Here is a 16,234-nt window from a genome sequence, read left to right on the forward strand (position 1 = left end):
AAATCGGGATACCCCGCCCTTCGCACTTGCGGAAAATGGAACTGAACTTGCCATGAACGTCTTTCAGTGATGTAGTCAGTGGATAAAGAGGACGAGGAGAATCGCCCTGATGGACAGGATGACGGACCATGCAGCGCACCAGCCGGTGCGAGGTTCCAGTTCCCAGCCCGAGCCGTCGCACTCGGGATCCTACGCTGCGCCGGTGTCGGCATCGACGTCGGCCGCCAGCGACTGGCGCCGCAAGATGAGCGATCACATCGCCTACGCGCTGCTCGTCTACACCGCACTGCAGATCTTCGTGACGATCGGCGCGCTCAAGGCGCATGGCGGCTCTCTGCTGCCCTATTTCGCGCTGGTGATCCTCGTCGTCGCCATCATCCCCGCCTGCCGCCGTTTCGAATCGCGCTGGAACCGGCTGACTGACGAACAGGCGCACGACCCCGCGCTTGCCCCCTATTACCGGCGGGACCGTCTGGCGCTGTGGCTGCTGGCGATCGGCCTGCCCTTTGCCCTCACCGCGCTGTTCAAGGGGCTGGCCCTGCTCTTCGCCTGAACGAAACTCCCGTTTGCCCTTCGCCACCGCCGCGACTAGGGCATGGCCGCAATATCGGCTTTTTATCGGGAGTTTTACAGGCCATGCTCAGTCCGGATCAGGCAAGGGACCGCGCGCTTGACCTTGTGGAGCGCGCCCGACGCGCCGGGGCCGAAACCGCAGATGCGGTCTATGGCGCCAGTTCTTCCGAAGGCATCCAGGTCCGCCTCGGCAAGCTGGAGGACGTGGAGCGGTCCGAGAGCGAGCATATCGCCCTGCGCGTGTTCGTGGGCAGGCGTTCGGCCAGCATCGGATCGTCCGACCTTACCCCCGCCGCGCTGGACGAACTGGCAGCCCGCGCCATCGACATGGCCCGCGCCGCGCCGGAAGACGCCTATGCCGGCCTTGCCCCCCAAGAACTGCTGACGCGCGGCCCCTGGCCCGAACTTGACCTGATCGATGCGCACGAACCCAGCCCCGAAGCCCTGCGCGCCGCCGCGCTGGAGGCAGAGGACGCGGCGCGCGCCATCTCGGGCATCACCAATTCGGACGGCGGAACCGCCAGCTTCGGGCAAGGCGTCTTCGCGCTTGCCACCAGCCACGGCTTTTCCGGCGCCTATGGATCGACCAGCCATTCGCTGAGCGCCTCGGTCGTCGGCGGCGAAGGATCTGACAAGCAGCGCGACAACGCCTGGCGCAGCGCCCACCACCACGCCGACCTGCCCTCGCCCGCCGAAATCGGCCGCCTTGCGGGGACACGCACCGTCGCCAAGCTCGGCTCGGGCAAGATGAAGAGCGGCGCCATGCCGGTAATCTTCGACCCGCGCGTGTCCAGTTCGCTGGTAGGCCACCTGCTGGGCGCAATCACCGGCAGCGCCATCGCCCGCCGCTCCAGCTTCCTGCTGGAAAAGCTGGGCGAGCAGATCTTCGCGCCCGGCATCGTCATCGCCGACGATCCGCACACCCCGCGCGGCCTGAGATCGCGCCCGTTCGACGGCGAAGGGCTGGCCACTTCGGCCCGCAACATCGTGGAAGACGGCCGCCTGACCGGCTGGCTGCTCGATTCGGCCTCGGCCCGCCAACTGAACCTTGCGCCCACCGGCCATGCCGCCCGCAACGGCGGCGGCGCGCCCGGCGTCTCGACCGGCAACGTCCACCTTGCGGCAGGAACGCTTTCCCCCGCAGAACTGATGGCGGACGTGAAGGACGGGGTCTACGTGACCGAACTGATCGGCCAGGGCGTCAACGGCGTCACCGGCGATTACAGCCGCGGCGCGGCGGGCTTCCGCATCGTCGATGGCCAACTGGCCGGCCCGGTGGCGGAGTTCACCGTGGCGGGCAACCTGCTGTCTATGTTCGCGCACCTGACGGCGGCCAACGACCTTGAATGGCACCGTGCGATCAACGTGCCGACCCTGCGCATCGATGGAATGACCATCGCCGGGGATTGAGTTCGCGCTACCAAGACCTCATTGTTGAGATTGATTCGCAACAATGAGGTCTCATGTCCAAGCACAACGCCTATCAGGTCAAGGACTGGAACGGCGATAGCGGCGCGCGCTGGGTGGCCAACCAGCAGCGGCTCGACGCCATGCTGGCGGTCTTCGGCGAAGCGGCCGTGGCCGCTGCCGCGCCCAGCCCCGGCGAACGGGTGCTCGATATCGGCTGCGGTGCGGGCGCCAGCAGCCTTGCACTGGCACGGCGCGTCGGCGCCGCGGGCGAAGTGCTGGGCCTGGACATCTCCGAAGCGCTGGTGGACCGCGCCCGCAGCCTGACGCCGCAAGGTGCTCCCCTGCGCTTTACGGTGCGTGATGCGGCCGAACATGATCCTGCCGAAACCGGCTACGACCTGCTGTTCTCGCGCTTCGGGGTGATGTTCTTCGATGATCCCGCCGCCGCTTTCGCCACGATGCGCCGGGCGCTGAAACCTGGCGGACGCGTAGCCTTCGTGTGCTGGCGCGCGGCAGCGGAAAACGACTGGGTTCGCCTGCCGCTGGGCGCAGTGCGCGATATCGTGCCGCCGCTTCCCCAGCCCGCTCCCGGAACGCCGGGGCCGTTTTCCTTCGGCGATCCCGAACGCGTCCGCGCTATACTGACGCAGGCGGGCTTTGCAGACATCGTCCTGACCCCGTTCGACCACGACATTCCCTTCGGTGCCGGTGCGAACCGGGCCGAAGCCGTGGAAGATGCATTGGCCATGGCTTTCGAGGTCGGCCCCCTGTCGCGCGTGCTGGAAGGCCAGCCGGAACACTTGCGGGCACGCGCCGCCGACGCGGTGCGAATGGCCTTTGCGTCACGCCCCGGCGAACGATCGGTGATGATAGACGGCGCCGCGTGGATCGTCACCGCGCAGAACACAAGACCGGATATGTAGAGAGTGCTGTTCGCAAACTGGAGCGGGCGAAGGGATTCGAACCCTCGACCCCAACCTTGGCAAGGTTGTGCTCTACCCCTGAGCTACGCCCGCTCTGGCGTTTAAGGGACAGTGCGGCGTGGCCGCTTCCGTCCGGGTGGAGGGGCCACTAGCAGCGGTTCGCGAGGTCTGCAAGGCCCTCATGACACAATTTTTACCCGGCCCGTTTTACCCGGCCCGTTTTACCCGCCCCGTTTTACCGGCCGCCGCTTCGCCGATTACGGCGAAGCCGCAAAGCCAGGCTGACCGCGCCCAGCACGACGAGGACGGCGAAAGTATCGGCGACAAGGTCCATGACCTCCGCGTCGCGATTGAGAGAAGGAATCATCTGCACCACCTCGATCCCCGCACCGACCAGCACCAGTCCCGCCGCGACGGCCATCCTGGGCACGCGCGGGTATCCCAGCGCCGCCAGCACGGCCAGCGTGGCAAAGGCCATCATGTGCTGAAACTTGTCGCTCGGCCCGCCGGGAAGTTGCGGCGGGTGAGGCAGCACGGCCATCGTCACTGCGAAGACAAGCGCCAGCCAGAACAGGATTCGAAAGAGGTTTTGCATGGCGACACTATCGTGGTGCAACGCAGCAAGTTCAAATCAAACCTGATCGCCGCAACACGCGCCACATGACCGCCGCCCCCGCAGGGAAAAGTTTTCGCGATGTGGGAAAACTGGAGCGGGCGAAGGGATTCGAACCCTCGACCCCAACCTTGGCAAGGTTGTGCTCTACCCCTGAGCTACGCCCGCTCTGGCGCTTCGGAAAAGGCTGCGAAAGCGGCCCGTCCGGGGTGGAGGCGGCGCACTAGCAGTGGTTCGGCGGGGCGGCAAGCACAAAAAGCAAACTTTTTGCCACCGCCTCGGAAACGGGCCGAATTGGCGCATTATCCCTTCACAAATGCGCGCGAAAGGCCAATCTAGGGGCCTGATTTTTCGCAAGCGGAGCACGAATCTTGGCCAGCATGGGTCTCAACCTCGACGAACAGAAGGCAGTGGACCGGTTCCGCAAGGCCGTTGCCGAACCTTCGATGACCCAGCTGGTGATCCTCGACTTCTGGGCCGAATGGTGCGGCCCCTGCAAGGCGCTGACCCCGGTGCTGGAAAAGGTGGCCGCCGAATATGCCGACAAGGGCGTCCTGCTCGCCAAGGTCAACGTCGATGAGGAACAGTTCATCGCCGCGCAGTTCCGCGTGCAGTCGATCCCCACGGTCTACGCGATCTTCCAGGGCCAGCCGGTGGCGGACCTGACCAATGCGCGCACCGAATCGCAGCTCAAGGGCATGCTGGACCAGCTGCTGGCCAAGCTGCCCGTACAGCCCGAAGGCGCAGAGCCGCAGGTCGATCTCGTCCCCCTGATCGCCATGGGCGACGAAGCGCTGGCCGAAGGCGACGGCGAACGCGCCGCCAGCATCTTCATGCAGATCCTCGAAGTCGCGCCGGATAATGGCGAAGTGCTGGGCGGCCTCGTCCGCGCCTTCGTGGCTGCCGGGCGGATCGAAGAGGCGGAACAGGTGCTCGATTCGCTGGGCGAACCGCTCTCCACCGACCCCCACGTCGAACGCGCGCGCGGTATGCTTGCACTGGCCAAGGACAAGCCGGAAGACAGCGAACTTGCCGCCCTGCGCGCCGCCGCGGCAGAACGTCCCGCCGACATGGAAGCGCAGTTCGCCTTCGCCGGCGCCGCCTTCGCCGCCGGAGAGCGCGATGCCGCCGCCGATACCCTCCTGCGCATGATCACGTCCGATCGCGAATGGAACGAGGGCGCCGCGCGTACCAAGCTGCTGCAGATCTTCGAGGCGATCGGCCTGGAAGACCCGTGGGTCTCGACCACCCGCCGCAAGCTCTCCACCGTGCTGTTCGGCTGAGGCATTGGCGCGGATCACCATCTTCCCGCTGACCGGCGCGGTGCTCTATCCGGGGCTGCAACTGCCGCTCCACATCTTCGAGCCGCGCTACCGCGCGATGGTGAGCGACGCCCTCGCCCGCGATCGGCGGATCGGCATGATCCAGCCGCAGAAGGCGATGGAGGGCGCCCCCCTCTTCGCGGTGGGATGCGTGGGGCGCATCGGCGATGTTGAGGCGCTGGAAGATGGCCGCTTCAACATCATCCTTGAAGGCGAACAGCGCTTCCGCATCCTGCGCGAACTCGATGTGACCACCCCGTTCCGGCAGGTCGAGGCAGAATTGCTGGAAGAACCTGATGAAGTGCTGGCCCCGATCGAACGCGCCAGCTTCGAACGCGAGGCAAAGCGCTTCGCACAGGCGCAGGGATACGTGGTCGACTGGGATCAGGTTGGGCGGCTGGACGACATGTCGCTGATCAACGGCGTCTCGCAGATCGCCCCGTTCGATCCCGCCGCCAAGCAGGCGCTGCTGGAAGCGACCGGGCTGTCCGCAAGGTGCGAACTGCTGGTGCAGCTGATGCAGTTCTTCGGCCGCGCCGGGGACGGTGAAGAGGACGGGGCCACCCTGCAATAAGGCGGGCGGCCCTTCTCCGCCCCTCCCGCTGACGGCTCAGGCCGCGTCGAAGACGTACCCCAGCGAGCGTACCGTGCGCAGCGGGTTGCCCGCTCCCACGCCCTTGAGCGCGCGACGCAGGCGGCCGATCCACACGTCCACCGTGCGCTCGTCCACCGGCGGTTCCTGTTTACCCAGCGCCGAGATCAACTGGGTGCGGCTGAACACGCGGCCGGGGTGTTCGATGAAGTAACGCAGCAGGCGCAGTTCGTTAGGCATCAGCGATATCGGCTTGCCCTGAAAGCGCGCCTGGAACGCGGCCACGTCCACCATCAGTTCGCCCTGCGTGACGACGCGGATGCCCGCGCTGTCCTGTTCGCCGATATTGGCACCCAGCACGCGGTCGAGCAGGCCGGTGCGCGTCAGCGGCCCGACCATATAGTCGTCCGCCCCCATGCGCAGCGCACGCTTGCGGTCTTCCTGATTGTCCTCTTCCAGCACCATCGTCACGTGGGCATGAGCGGTCAGGCTGTCGGCCCGCAGACGGCGGCACAGTTCAAGCCCCGACATTTCCGGCAGTACCCAGTCGATGAACACCCACAGGGCGCCCTCGATCAGCGGCAGTTCCGCAAAGTCCGTCCAGCGATGCAGGACCACGTCGAACTGGTCATGCCGAAACGGCGCGAGCCCCCCCGAAAGTTCGCTCGCCAGCAAAATGTCGATCCGCCGCATCGCCCCGTTGTCCGCCTTTTCGAGATAGTCTGCCCCTTGGTACGGCGGGCTTTTGCCTCCCCTGTGTGACGACCCGGTGACATATCGGTGACATGGCGGTGAAATCGCAAAACCGCCCGCAGCGGCGGCAACAATCGGGAAATAACGGTTATCAACAAGAGCCTTGTCCCCTGTCACGAAAATGACCCGCAACCGTCACGGCGCCGCAACGGCCCGCTGTCATAGGCCGCGCAATCGCTGGGCATTTGGGGACGAACGACCATGCGCGAGCAGATCGAAGACTTCATCGGACGTGGCAACGGCCCTAAAAGGAACGAGGGCGGCATCCCCGCCTGGCTCGACCTTCCCGATCCCAAGGGCTTCCGCCCGAAACGCAAGTATCGCACGATCTGGATCTCGGACATCCACCTTGGCACCCGCGGCTGCAATGCCGCAATGCTGGTGGACTTCCTGCGCGCGCACGAGTGTGAAACGCTCTACCTTGTCGGCGACATCGTGGACGGGTGGCGGCTGCGCAAGGGCTGGTACTGGCCCGATGCGCACAACGAAGTGGTCCGCCGCATCCTCAAGATGGCGCATCGCGGCACCCGCGTGATCTTCATCGCCGGCAACCATGACGAGATGCTGCGCGATTACGCGGGCCTCAGCTTCGGCGGGGTGGAACTGGCGCTGGAACATGTCCACACCACCGTCGACGGTCGCCGCCTGCTGGTGACGCATGGCGATGCGTTCGACGGGGTGGTGCTCTACCACAAGTGGCTCGCGTTCCTGGGGGACCAGGCTTACTCCATGCTGCTGCGCGCCAACATCGTGTTCAACGCGGTGCGCCGCCGCCTGCACATGCCGTACTGGTCGCTTTCGGCCTACATGAAGAAGAAGGTCAAGAACGCCGTCCAGTTCATCGGCAGCTATGAGGAGGCCGTGGCCACCGAAGCCACCTCACGCGGGTTCGACGGGGTGGTCTGCGGCCATATCCACTGCGCCGAGATCCGCGAATTCGGCGGCATCACCTATTATAACGACGGTGACTGGGTCGAAAGCTGCACCGCGCTGGCCGAAGACTTCACCGGCCACATGGCGCTGATCGACTGGGTAAAGGAAACCGGCGGCCACACCGTCAAGGATGAACCGGCGGAAGATCAGGCTGAAAGGGATGGCCCTGCCACCACCAGCGAAGCCGCCCCGGAGGCCGTATCGTGAAGCTGGCCCTGGCAACCGACGCCTGGTTGCCGCAGGTCAACGGCGTAGTCCGCTCGCTCACTGCCACCGTCGATCACCTCACCGCGCGCGGGCATGAGGTGGAGACCATCTCGCCCGACCGGTTCCTGACCATGCCGATGCCGGGCTATTCGTCGATCCGGCTGGCCATGGCACCGCGCTTCGGCGTGCGCCGGATACTGGACAAGGCCGCGCCCGATATCGTCCACATCGCCACCGAAGGCCCGATCGGCTGGGCCGCGCGCGGCTGGTGCCTTTCGCGCGGGGTGCCCTTCACATCCGCCTTCCATACCCGCTTCCCCGAATACTGCGCCGTGCGCACCGGGCTTTCGGCAGAGTATTTCTGGCCGATCCTGCAACGCTTTCACGCGCAGAGCCGGGCGGTCATGGTTTCCACCCGCAGTCTGGCCATCGAGCTTGAAGGACGCGGCATCGGCCCCACCCGCGCCTGGAGCCGGGGTATCGACCACGCCCTGTTCCGCCCGGACGGTCCGCAACTGGCCGAGATGGCCGCGCTCAGGGCGTCCCGCCCCGGCCCGATCCTGCTCAATGTCGGCCGTGTTGCGCCGGAAAAGAACCTTGAGGCGTTCCTTGATCTCGACGTCGCGGGCAGCAAGGTCGTCGTTGGAGACGGCCCTGCGCTCGACAGCCTGCGCCGCCGCTATCCGCATGTGCTGTTCCTTGGTGCGCTGTCGGGAGAAGCGCTGGCATCGGCGTACCGCAGCGCGGACTGCTTCGTGTTTCCCAGCCTGACCGACACCTTCGGGCTTGTCGTGATCGAGGCGCTCGCCTGTGGCACCCCCGTGGCCGCCTTCCCGGTCACAGGCCCGGTCGACATCCTGGGCGCTGACGGGCGCGGCGTGGACCACCGGGTCGGCTGGCCGGCCGGGGCGGTCGATGCATCGCTGGCCCGCGCCGTGGAAGCCGCGCTGACGGTGGAGCGGACAGACGCCGCCGCGCTGGGCGCCCTCTATTCGTGGGAACGCGCCACCGACCAGTTCCTTGCCGCGATCGAAGGCGCTCTGGAAAACGCCGATCGCGCGATGCGGTCTGCGGCCTAACGGAATCCCAGGCTGCGCGAGATCGCTGCGGCCTCATCGCGCACCAGAGCCGCAAGTTCGTCCAGCCGCGCGGCCGCACGCGCGCTGGGGGCCGCGATCACCAGCGCGCCGACCACACCGCCCGCCGCATCGCGCACCACTGCGGCCGTACCCGTGACCCCTTCCGCCGCCTGATCCACGGTCTGCGCATGGCCTTGCACACGGACCAGATCGACTGCCCGAGCCAGCGCAGCCTGATCGACCTCGGTGCCCGGCGCCAGCGGTCGCAACGCCACGCGCGCCAGATAGGCATCGACCGCGGCGGGCGAACAGGTGGACAGCAGCGCCCTGCCCGCTGACGTCGCATAGAACGGCCGCCGGTCGCCGACCGAAACCGAATAGCGCACAACGTTGCTGCTTTCGACCATGTCCACATAAGTGACCATGTCACCGCTATCACCGGCTCCATGATCGCCCACCGCCAGCAGTACCGTCTCTCCGCTGCGCGCACACAGCCGACGCATTCCTTCGCGCACCAGATCAGAGCTTTGCAGCCGCCGCCGCGCTTCGGTCAGCGCGCTGCCAAGACCGAAAGCGCCCGGGCCAAGCCGCCAGGCCCCTTCGGTGGCGACCACCAGATCTTCATCCGCCAGCCCGCGCAGCAGCGCCGCAAGACTGCTCTTGGGGGTTTTCAGGCGGCGGCTGAGGTCGGCCAGCGACACCGGATCGCTGCTGATGCAAAGCGCTTCGAGCAGGCGGATGACACGGGTGACCGATTGCGGCGATCCGCTGCGGCGCTCGCCGTCCTTCTCCGCATCGTCCATTACGCCGCCCTCACTGGAAATGCGGGATAACCTCCCGCGCGAAGAGCCCCGCATAAGCGAGGAAGCGCTCTGCCGGAAGGCCGGGCGGCATCATCATCGTGAATTGCGTAACCGGCGCCTGTTCGCGCAATGACCGGAAATGGGCGACGGCCTCTGCCGGGGTCAGGATTTGCAGGATGCCGCTGGCCTTGAACGCGTCAAGGGTCATCGGTTGAATCGCGGGACCGTCCAGCCCGATGGCCTTGTCCTCGTTCATCCAGGCGCCGTAGCTGTTGTTGACGTGATGGAAGTGGGGCGCCAGTTCTTCCAGCGCGGCCTCCTTGTCCTGTGCCACCACCAGCATCAGCCCCTGCAGCCAGATCCGCGCCTGTGCCGGGTCCTTGCCTGCCGCCATCAGCTTGTCGCGATAGAGCGGCCAGATTTCGGGATTGCCGAAGTAGCCGTCGCCATGGCGCGCCACCCGCTCCAGCGCCTTTGGCGCGAAGCCGCCGATGTAGAGCGGGATGTGACCGCGACTGGAAAGCGGCGCGGCGCCGGCGCCGTGAAGGGTAAAGAAGCGCCCCGCGAAGTCCACCGTCTCACCGGCCCAAAGGCGGCGCACGATCTCCAGAAATTCGTCGAACCGCGCGCCGCGCTTGGTGAAATCAAGTCCGTGCGCGGCATATTCGCGGGCACGGTAGCCGATCGCCAGGCCCAGTTGCAGCCGCCCGCCCGAAAGACTGTCCAGCACCGCGCAGTCCTGCGCGAACCGCAGCGGCTCATACAGGGGGCCAAGCGCGATGCCCGTACCCAGCCGCATCCGCCGGGTCCGCGCAGCCATCGCCGCCAGCGCGACGAGCGGCGAGGACATGTAGCCATCTTGCGCCAGATGGTGTTCGGGCACGAAGGCCCCATCGAAACCCAGCGCTTCGGTTTCCGCAACCACGTCAAGGATATCGGCATAGAGCGCTTCGGGCGGGCGGTGCCACGCTGCCGGATTGCGGAAATCGTAGAGGTAGCTGAATTCCAGCCTGCCGGTCATGCAGCCTTCTCCGCCGTTTTATGGTGTCGGCGCAAGATTAGAGGCGGTCGCCCCGGCGGCAAGGCGGCGGCAAGGCGCGGGGGCGATATCGGGCGGCGATGAATTCTCAGCCCAGTTGCAGCGTCGCCTTGACCCCGTCGATCACGTACTGCGCAGCCAGAGCGGCCAGCAGGACGCCCAGCAGGCGGGTGATGACCGCCTCCACCTTGTCGCCCAGAACCTTCATCAGCGGACCCGCGGCAGCCAGCGCCGCGAAGGCCAGCATCATGACGGCAACCATCGCGCCAAGGATCGTCAGCGTCTGTTCGGTGCCGTGCGCACGGCTGGTCAGCAGCATCATCGTGGCGATGGAGCCCGGCCCTGCCAGCATCGGCATCGCCATCGGGAAGACCGACACGTCTTCAACCTCGGGCGTGACGGCGTTGTGGGCGATGATCTTCTCCGCCCGCTCCTCACGCCGCTGGGTGCGCTTTTCAAAGACCATGTCGATGGCGATCATGAACAGCATGATGCCCCCGGCGATGCGGAAGGCGTCCAGTTCGATATGCAGGGCGTTCAGCAGCGTCTTGCCGAACAGCGCGAAGACGACAAGGATGATCGCCGCGATCAGGCAGGCGCGCGCGGCCATGGCGATCGCCTGCGAACGGCTCGCCCCGGCGGACAGCCCGGCATAGATGGGCGCGCAGCCGGGCGGGTCGATAACGACGAAAAGCGTGACGAAGGCGCTGAGGAAAAGCTCGTACATCCGGCCTATCCTAACCTTGCGGCGTCACCTTGTCCTGCAGGATCGTCTCGAACTGTGCACCATTCCACAGTTGTACGCTGACGGTGCGCGCATCGTTGCTTGAAAGCACCGTGACGTTCCAGCGCAAGGTGCCGTCAAGCGAGTTACCGCCGGTGAACGTGCGTGCGTCCTCAGGCGGGGTGACGGACGGCGGTGCATCGGGATGACGGCCGCATTTCGCAACCCGCGCGGTCAGCATCTCGGGTTCGGGCAGCGCAGCGGGCAGCGTGTCGCCGTGGTCCAGAACCCAGCGATATTCGCCCTTCTTCTGGCGTTTCCAGATGGTGGTGTACCAGCCGACCGAACCGTCCGGCCGCTGCCACGCACCCTTGGTGACGCCCAGCGTGCCGTCGCAGCTCATCCAGACCTGATGGGGATCCCACTGCACGGGCGCGGCAGGCTCCTTCTGCATCTTGAGCCAGTCCTGCGCCTGCACTTCCTGCGGCACGAACATGAGCGCGGTATCGTCCGCAAATTCGCGGAACGCCTTCCACTGCCCCTTGTCCCGCGCAAGCCGGGCGAAGGCGATCTCCTCTGCAACGAGGGCGCTGGGGTTGGCGGTGCCGGCGCCCGGCGGCAGGCGGCGCTTGGGCCTCGCGTCGGTCTGGACCGAGGCCGTCAGGGCAGCCACCAGCACCAGACCGAGCGCGAGGCGCTTCAAAGCGCGTTCTCGTCGAAGGGAAGGCCCGCGTTGCGGTGGGCAGCGACGATGGTGTTGCGCAGCAGCACCGCGATCGTCATCGGCCCCACCCCGCCCGGAACCGGCGTGATTGCCCCCGCGACATTGGCGGCAGAGGCGAAATCGACGTCGCCCACCAGCTTCGTCTTGCCCTCTTCCGCGCCGGATACGCGGTTGATGCCCACATCGATCACGGTCGCGCCGGGCTTGAGCCAATCACCCTTGACCATTTCGGGACGGCCGACCGCCGCCACCACGATATCGGCCCGGCGCACCACTTCGGCCAGGTCCTTCGTGCGGCTGTGGGCCACGGTGACCGTGCAGCTTTGTGCGATCAGCAGCTGCGCCATCGGCTTGCCGACGATGTTCGAGCGCCCGATCACCACCGCGTCGAGGCCCGAAAGCGAGCCCAGCCTGTCCTTCAGCAGCATCACGCAGCCCAGCGGCGTGCAGGGCACGAAGCCCGGCAGGCCGGTTGCCAGACGCCCGACATTGACGACGTGGAAACCGTCGACGTCCTTGTCCGGGTTGATCGTGGCGATGACCTTCTGCTCGTTGATGTGCGCGGGCAGCGGTAGCTGGACAAGGATGCCGTCCACCGCCGGGTCGTTGTTGAGCTGCTCCACCACGGCCAGCAGGTCCGCCTCGGACGTGTCGGCGGGCAGCTTGTGTTCGAAGCTGTTCATCCCCGCGGCCAGGGTCTGCTTGCCCTTGTTGCGCACGTAGACCTGGCTTGCGGGGTCTTCGCCCACCAGCACCACGGCCAGCCCCGCCTTGCGGCCGGTCTTCGCCTCGAAGCCCACCGCAGCGGTGCCGACACGTGCGCGCAGCCCTTCGGCGAAGGCCTTTCCGTCGATGATAGCGGCGCTCATCAGTAGCCTGCCATGGCAAGGTTGCCGAAGATGATCTGCAGGATCTTGAGGCCGATGATCAGTACCATCGGCGAAAAGTCGATCGCGCCGGTATTGGGCATGATCTTGCGGATCGGCCGCAGCATCGGGTCAAGGATCGCATTCAGCGCGGTATAGAGCGCCGAGACGAACTGGTTGTGCATGTTGACCACGTTGAACGCGATCAGCAGGCCGAGCACGAACTGCACGATCACCACGAAGACGATGATGTCGATCAGGTAGCTGACGATCTGGAAAATGGTGAGGAACAGCAAAGCCGGCTCCTTGAAAGGCAAACAGACGTTCGGGACCGCAAGTGTTCGCACCCGCAGCAGGTTCATGCGCGCGCTGATAGCCGAGCGGGTGGCCGGTGGGCAAGGGCGCGTCTGCAGGCGTTGATCGCAGATCGACCGGCGAGCGGACAGCGGGGGGTTTTACAGGCCAAGCCCGAGCGGAGCCGGGAGGTTTGTGCCCCCCCTTTTACTGCGTGAGGGTGGACGTCCGCTCGATCCGCCAGTTGAGCTGCAGGTCGCTGGCCCCCGGCACATCGTTTACGCGGTGCAGCACGATGGTGCCGCGCTTGGACGGGCGGCCATCGCCGAAATCGACCACGATCGGCGCTTCGTAATAGAGCGAGCCCGCCGCCCGTTCCATGTCGCCCTTGCCGACTGCAAGACGCGGGTTGGCGCCGTCGAATTCGGCCTGCAGCTTCTGCGCGGTCATCTGCGCGTCAAGGCTCCATGCCTGAGCGCCTGCGTCCCAGTCCCCGACGCGCACGGCGCTGACGTAGTAGCGCAGCAGCCGTTCGGGATCGCGGCGCTCGTTCAGCGCGCCGGTGTCCAGTGAAGCAGCGGCAGGAGCGGGGGCGGAGGTTGCGCTGTCCACCGGACCTGCATCGACCACCGCATCGGTCGCATCCACCTCTGCGCTCGCACTGTCGAGCACGGCCGGGTCCTCGCCTGCCTTGCCGCAGGCGGCAAGCGCCAGCAGCGAACCCGAGAGCAGGCCGGAAAGCAGAACGGTCAGGACAGCTTTGGTGCGCATGTGGTCGGCATTACCTTTCTTTTCGTGGTTCCCCCCACGCCAAATTGTCCCAACGCCAAATTGTCCCGGCTTCAGCGGCCTATCCGGCGCGGATGAGTGTTCCTGCGCCTTCCTGCGTGAATATTTCCAGCAACATGGCATGCGAAACCCGTCCGTCAAGGACGACCGCCGCTTCGCACCCGGCCTCCACCGCATGAATGCAGGTTTCCAGCTTGGGGATCATCCCGCCCGAAATCGTGCCGTCTTCCTTCAGGCCCGCGATCGCGGCGGGGGTAAGGTCAGTCATCAGCTTGCCCTGCTTGTCGAGCACGCCGGGCACGTCGGTCAGCAGGAACAGGCGCGATGCACCCAGCGCTGCGGCGATGGCGCCCGCCATCGTATCGGCGTTGACGTTGTAGGTGCCGCCGTCCGGTCCGGCCGCGATCGGCGCGATTACCGGGATCATCCCGGCGCCCGAAATCGTCTCGATCACCTTGGTGTCGATATGTTCGGGTTCGCCCACGAAGCCAAGGTCGACGACCTGTTCGATCAGGCTGTCCGGGTCCTTCTTGGTGCGCTGCACCTTGCGCGCGGTGACCATGCCGCCGTCCTTGCCGGAGACACCCATCGCCCTGCCGCCCGCCTTGGCGATCCAGCCGACGATTTCCTTGTTGATCGCGCCCGACAGGACCATCTCGGCCACTTCGGCGGTCGCCTTGTCGGTTACGCGCAGGCCGTCGATGAACTGGCTTTCGACGCCGACCTTCTTGAGCATGGCGCCGATCTGCGGCCCGCCGCCGTGCACGACGACGACGTTGATGCCCACCGCTTTCAGCAGCACCACGTCCTCTGCGAAGTCCACCGCCTTTTCGGGATCGCCCATCGCGTGGCCGCCGTATTTGACCACGAAAGTGCGCCCCGCATATCGCTGCATGTAGGGCAGCGCATCGACGAGGGTTTCGGCCTTGGCCAGCAGGGCGGGATGGTGCGGATTCGACATGAGGGGGCTAATACCCCCCCGCGCGCAATTTTGAACCCGCTTAACGTGATTTTTTCGGCGTAATCGTGCCGTTTATCGGCTCAGGAATCCAGTTTCCTGCCCAGCTTCACGAAGAACCAGATGAACGGCGGCACCATGATCGTCGAAAGCACCAGCTTGGAAATGATCTGGCCTTCCATGATCTGCACGATCGGCAGACCCGTTCCGGCGAAGGAAATGGTGATGAACAGCACGGTGTCGATCACCTGCGACAGCATCGAGGCGATCCACGCGCGCACCAGCAGCAGCTTGCCGCCAGCCTGCGACAGCCTGGAAAAGATCAGCACGTTCAGCGTCTGCGACACGCCGTAGGAGATCAGCCCGGCGAACTGCATCCGCGCGCCCTGCCCCAGCAGCCGCGCATAGGCTTCCTGATCGCCCCAGAACGCGGCGGGCGGCACCACATGGATCACGAAAGTCAGCAGCACCATCGATACGATCAGCGGGATGAAGCCGAAACGCACCAGCCTGTTGGCAGTGTCCGGCCCATGCAGTTCCGCGATCGCGCTGGACAGCACCACCAGCAGCAGGAAGGCAAAGATCCCCGATTCGACCGCCAGATCCCCCAGCACCGGCCAGTGGCCAAGCGATGCCAGCTTGGTTCCCAGCACCCCCGCCAGCACGACGAGGCCGCCGTAGAGCAGCGAGAAAACGAAAAGCGATCGGGTGATGATGGGCGCAGGCGCAGTGACGGGTCGATCCATCGCCCCCCTGTAACGGGCAATGCGCCTTTGGACTAGGGCGTTTGCGCCGAATGCCCGGCCTGCAGAAATGCGGGCATCCCGGCGCCCGGCCTGAGGGGCTTCGACAGGCTCAGCCGGAGCGGGTTCGAGAGGTCTGATTTGGGTGAATTGGTGCAAGTTCTTTTTCACCGCGTCGTCACGCTGAACTTGTTTCAGGGTGACGGCGGATCTGGATGGGAATTGCCGTTGCCGCCCCCACACCGCTCATGCTGAGCCTGTCGAAGCATGGGAGCACAGCGCCCCGCCTCGGGGCCTTCGACAAGCTCAGGCTGAGCGGTATGGGGGCGGCTTTGGGTGGGAAGCGGACGAAATGATCAGGATAGACCTAGGAGCCTACGCCAGAAACTTGGCCTTACCGCAGGGGCGACTTGGCCGGGCAACCATATCTCAGCGTCACTGCCACTCGCGTCGAAGAAGCCGACTCCGGCAGCCTCTGCGGCGGCCCTGACAGCCCTGTAGGCCGCCTCAGCCTGCGACCACGCAAATGCGACGTAAATAACTGACTGACCAACCGAATAGTCGGACACTTTCGGATCATCGAGGTCTTCTGACGCGTCGGGACCATTCATTGGCGGGAAATACGCTGCCATTGCCTCATACCACTGCCGCAGCTTTGGTGTGGTGACAGCCGGATCATCATAGCCGTGGCCCTCCGTCCATTCGGTTTGCTGTTCGTACCATATGAGGAATTCGGCTTTTGAAGCGGGCGCAGCCGCAGGTTCAAAAACCATTAGATCATAGCTCATCTGATCGCCCCCTTTTCATTGCTGCTACCCTATTCCTGCATTTAGGCGTCTGCAAAGGGGCGCAAGCCGCCTCTCCCCCACGCAATGTAACCCCGCGCAAT

General features: G+C 65.7%; 19 protein-coding genes and 2 tRNA genes. 7 read left to right on the forward strand and 14 right to left on the reverse strand.

From position 1 onward, the window contains the following. The first annotated feature begins 109 nt into the window (after positions 1-109). The 3 genes from A8V01_RS23020 (at position 110) to A8V01_RS23030 (ending at position 2,906) form a co-directional block, all read left to right on the forward strand. Complete coding sequence (locus A8V01_RS23020; protein WP_103098594.1) at positions 110-553, forward strand: hypothetical protein; 444 nt, start codon at positions 110-112, stop codon at positions 551-553. An 83-nt stretch (positions 554-636) separates the two neighbouring features. After that, the gene (locus A8V01_RS23025; RefSeq protein WP_103098595.1) at positions 637-1,983 is read left to right on the forward strand and encodes a TldD/PmbA family protein; all 1,347 of its coding nucleotides are present in this window, start codon (positions 637-639) and stop codon (positions 1,981-1,983) included. Positions 1,984-2,036: 53 nt separating this feature from the next. Continuing rightward, the gene (locus tag A8V01_RS23030) at positions 2,037-2,906 is read left to right on the forward strand and encodes a class I SAM-dependent methyltransferase (protein ID WP_103098596.1); all 870 of its coding nucleotides are present in this window, start codon (positions 2,037-2,039) and stop codon (positions 2,904-2,906) included. A gap of 18 nt (positions 2,907-2,924) precedes the next feature. Here the strand turns inward: A8V01_RS23030 and A8V01_RS23035 are convergent. From A8V01_RS23035 to A8V01_RS23045, 3 genes are all read right to left on the reverse strand, one after another. Continuing rightward, positions 2,925-2,999: transfer RNA gene (locus A8V01_RS23035), tRNA-Gly, on the reverse strand. Between the two features lie 142 nt (positions 3,000-3,141). Then, positions 3,142-3,501, reverse strand: coding sequence for a VanZ family protein (locus A8V01_RS23040; protein WP_103098597.1), 360 nt, complete (start codon positions 3,499-3,501; stop codon positions 3,142-3,144). Between the two features lie 111 nt (positions 3,502-3,612). Continuing rightward, a tRNA-Gly gene (locus A8V01_RS23045) sits at positions 3,613-3,687 on the reverse strand. 212 nt (positions 3,688-3,899) lie between these two features. Here A8V01_RS23045 and A8V01_RS23050 point away from each other — a divergent pair. Together A8V01_RS23050 and A8V01_RS23055 are read left to right on the forward strand one after the other, a co-directional pair. Then, a complete protein-coding gene (locus tag A8V01_RS23050; protein WP_103098598.1) occupies positions 3,900-4,802 on the forward strand; it encodes a tetratricopeptide repeat protein in 903 nt (300 codons plus the stop codon). A gap of 4 nt (positions 4,803-4,806) precedes the next feature. Beyond that, a complete protein-coding gene (locus A8V01_RS23055) occupies positions 4,807-5,415 on the forward strand; it encodes an LON peptidase substrate-binding domain-containing protein (RefSeq protein ID WP_103098599.1) in 609 nt (202 codons plus the stop codon). Between the two features lie 36 nt (positions 5,416-5,451). Here A8V01_RS23055 and A8V01_RS23060 read toward each other — a convergent pair whose 3' ends face one another. Beyond that, positions 5,452-6,126 (reverse strand): response regulator transcription factor, encoded by a 675-nt coding sequence (locus A8V01_RS23060; RefSeq protein ID WP_103098600.1) that lies wholly within the window; start codon positions 6,124-6,126, stop codon positions 5,452-5,454. A gap of 261 nt (positions 6,127-6,387) precedes the next feature. Here A8V01_RS23060 and A8V01_RS23065 point away from each other — a divergent pair, with 261 nt between their 5' ends. Beyond that, positions 6,388-7,326, forward strand: coding sequence for a UDP-2,3-diacylglucosamine diphosphatase (locus tag A8V01_RS23065; RefSeq protein WP_245892788.1), 939 nt, complete (start codon positions 6,388-6,390; stop codon positions 7,324-7,326). Continuing rightward, positions 7,323-8,405 carry a glycosyltransferase family 4 protein gene (locus A8V01_RS23070; protein WP_103098601.1) on the forward strand — a complete coding sequence of 361 codons (1,083 nt, stop codon included), beginning with the start codon at positions 7,323-7,325 and terminating at the stop codon, positions 8,403-8,405. Before A8V01_RS23065 ends, A8V01_RS23070 begins: the two co-directional genes overlap by 4 nt. On the opposite strand, the gene A8V01_RS23075 is transcribed toward A8V01_RS23070, so the two are convergent. The 10 genes from A8V01_RS23075 to A8V01_RS23120 form a co-directional block, all read right to left on the reverse strand. After that, positions 8,402-9,208 carry an IclR family transcriptional regulator gene (locus A8V01_RS23075; protein ID WP_245892789.1) on the reverse strand — a complete coding sequence of 269 codons (807 nt, stop codon included), beginning with the start codon at positions 9,206-9,208 and terminating at the stop codon, positions 8,402-8,404. The genes A8V01_RS23070 and A8V01_RS23075 overlap by 4 nt on opposite strands. Before the next feature lie 10 nt (positions 9,209-9,218). Further along, positions 9,219-10,229 (reverse strand): LLM class flavin-dependent oxidoreductase, encoded by a 1,011-nt coding sequence (locus A8V01_RS23080; protein WP_103098603.1) that lies wholly within the window; start codon positions 10,227-10,229, stop codon positions 9,219-9,221. A gap of 106 nt (positions 10,230-10,335) precedes the next feature. After that, a complete protein-coding gene (locus A8V01_RS23085; RefSeq protein ID WP_103098604.1) occupies positions 10,336-10,974 on the reverse strand; it encodes a MarC family protein in 639 nt (212 codons plus the stop codon). Between the two features lie 10 nt (positions 10,975-10,984). Next, on the reverse strand, positions 10,985-11,674 hold the full coding sequence (locus tag A8V01_RS23090; protein ID WP_103098605.1) for a hypothetical protein: 690 nt from the start codon (positions 11,672-11,674) through the stop codon (positions 10,985-10,987). Then, positions 11,671-12,564, reverse strand: a complete 894-nt coding sequence (folD, locus tag A8V01_RS23095; protein ID WP_211295124.1) for a bifunctional methylenetetrahydrofolate dehydrogenase/methenyltetrahydrofolate cyclohydrolase FolD — start codon at positions 12,562-12,564, stop codon at positions 11,671-11,673. Before folD ends, A8V01_RS23090 begins: the two co-directional genes overlap by 4 nt. Next, positions 12,564-12,857 carry a YggT family protein gene (locus tag A8V01_RS23100; protein ID WP_103098775.1) on the reverse strand — a complete coding sequence of 98 codons (294 nt, stop codon included), beginning with the start codon at positions 12,855-12,857 and terminating at the stop codon, positions 12,564-12,566. Before A8V01_RS23100 ends, folD begins: the two co-directional genes overlap by 1 nt. Positions 12,858-13,062: 205 nt before the next feature. After that, the gene (locus tag A8V01_RS23105; protein ID WP_103098607.1) at positions 13,063-13,626 is read right to left on the reverse strand and encodes a hypothetical protein; all 564 of its coding nucleotides are present in this window, start codon (positions 13,624-13,626) and stop codon (positions 13,063-13,065) included. 79 nt (positions 13,627-13,705) lie between these two features. Continuing rightward, the gene (gene argB, locus A8V01_RS23110) at positions 13,706-14,605 is read right to left on the reverse strand and encodes an acetylglutamate kinase (protein ID WP_103098608.1); all 900 of its coding nucleotides are present in this window, start codon (positions 14,603-14,605) and stop codon (positions 13,706-13,708) included. An 80-nt stretch (positions 14,606-14,685) separates the two neighbouring features. Further along, entirely contained in the window at positions 14,686-15,348 is a 663-nt protein-coding gene (locus A8V01_RS23115; RefSeq protein ID WP_103098609.1) for a queuosine precursor transporter, read from the reverse strand. 353 nt (positions 15,349-15,701) lie between these two features. Continuing rightward, entirely contained in the window at positions 15,702-16,133 is a 432-nt protein-coding gene (locus A8V01_RS23120) for a hypothetical protein (protein WP_103098610.1), read from the reverse strand. Positions 16,134-16,234 lie beyond the last annotated feature (101 nt).

The organism is Novosphingobium guangzhouense (genome assembly GCF_002896965.1).
Lineage (GTDB): Bacteria > Pseudomonadota > Alphaproteobacteria > Sphingomonadales > Sphingomonadaceae > Novosphingobium > Novosphingobium guangzhouense.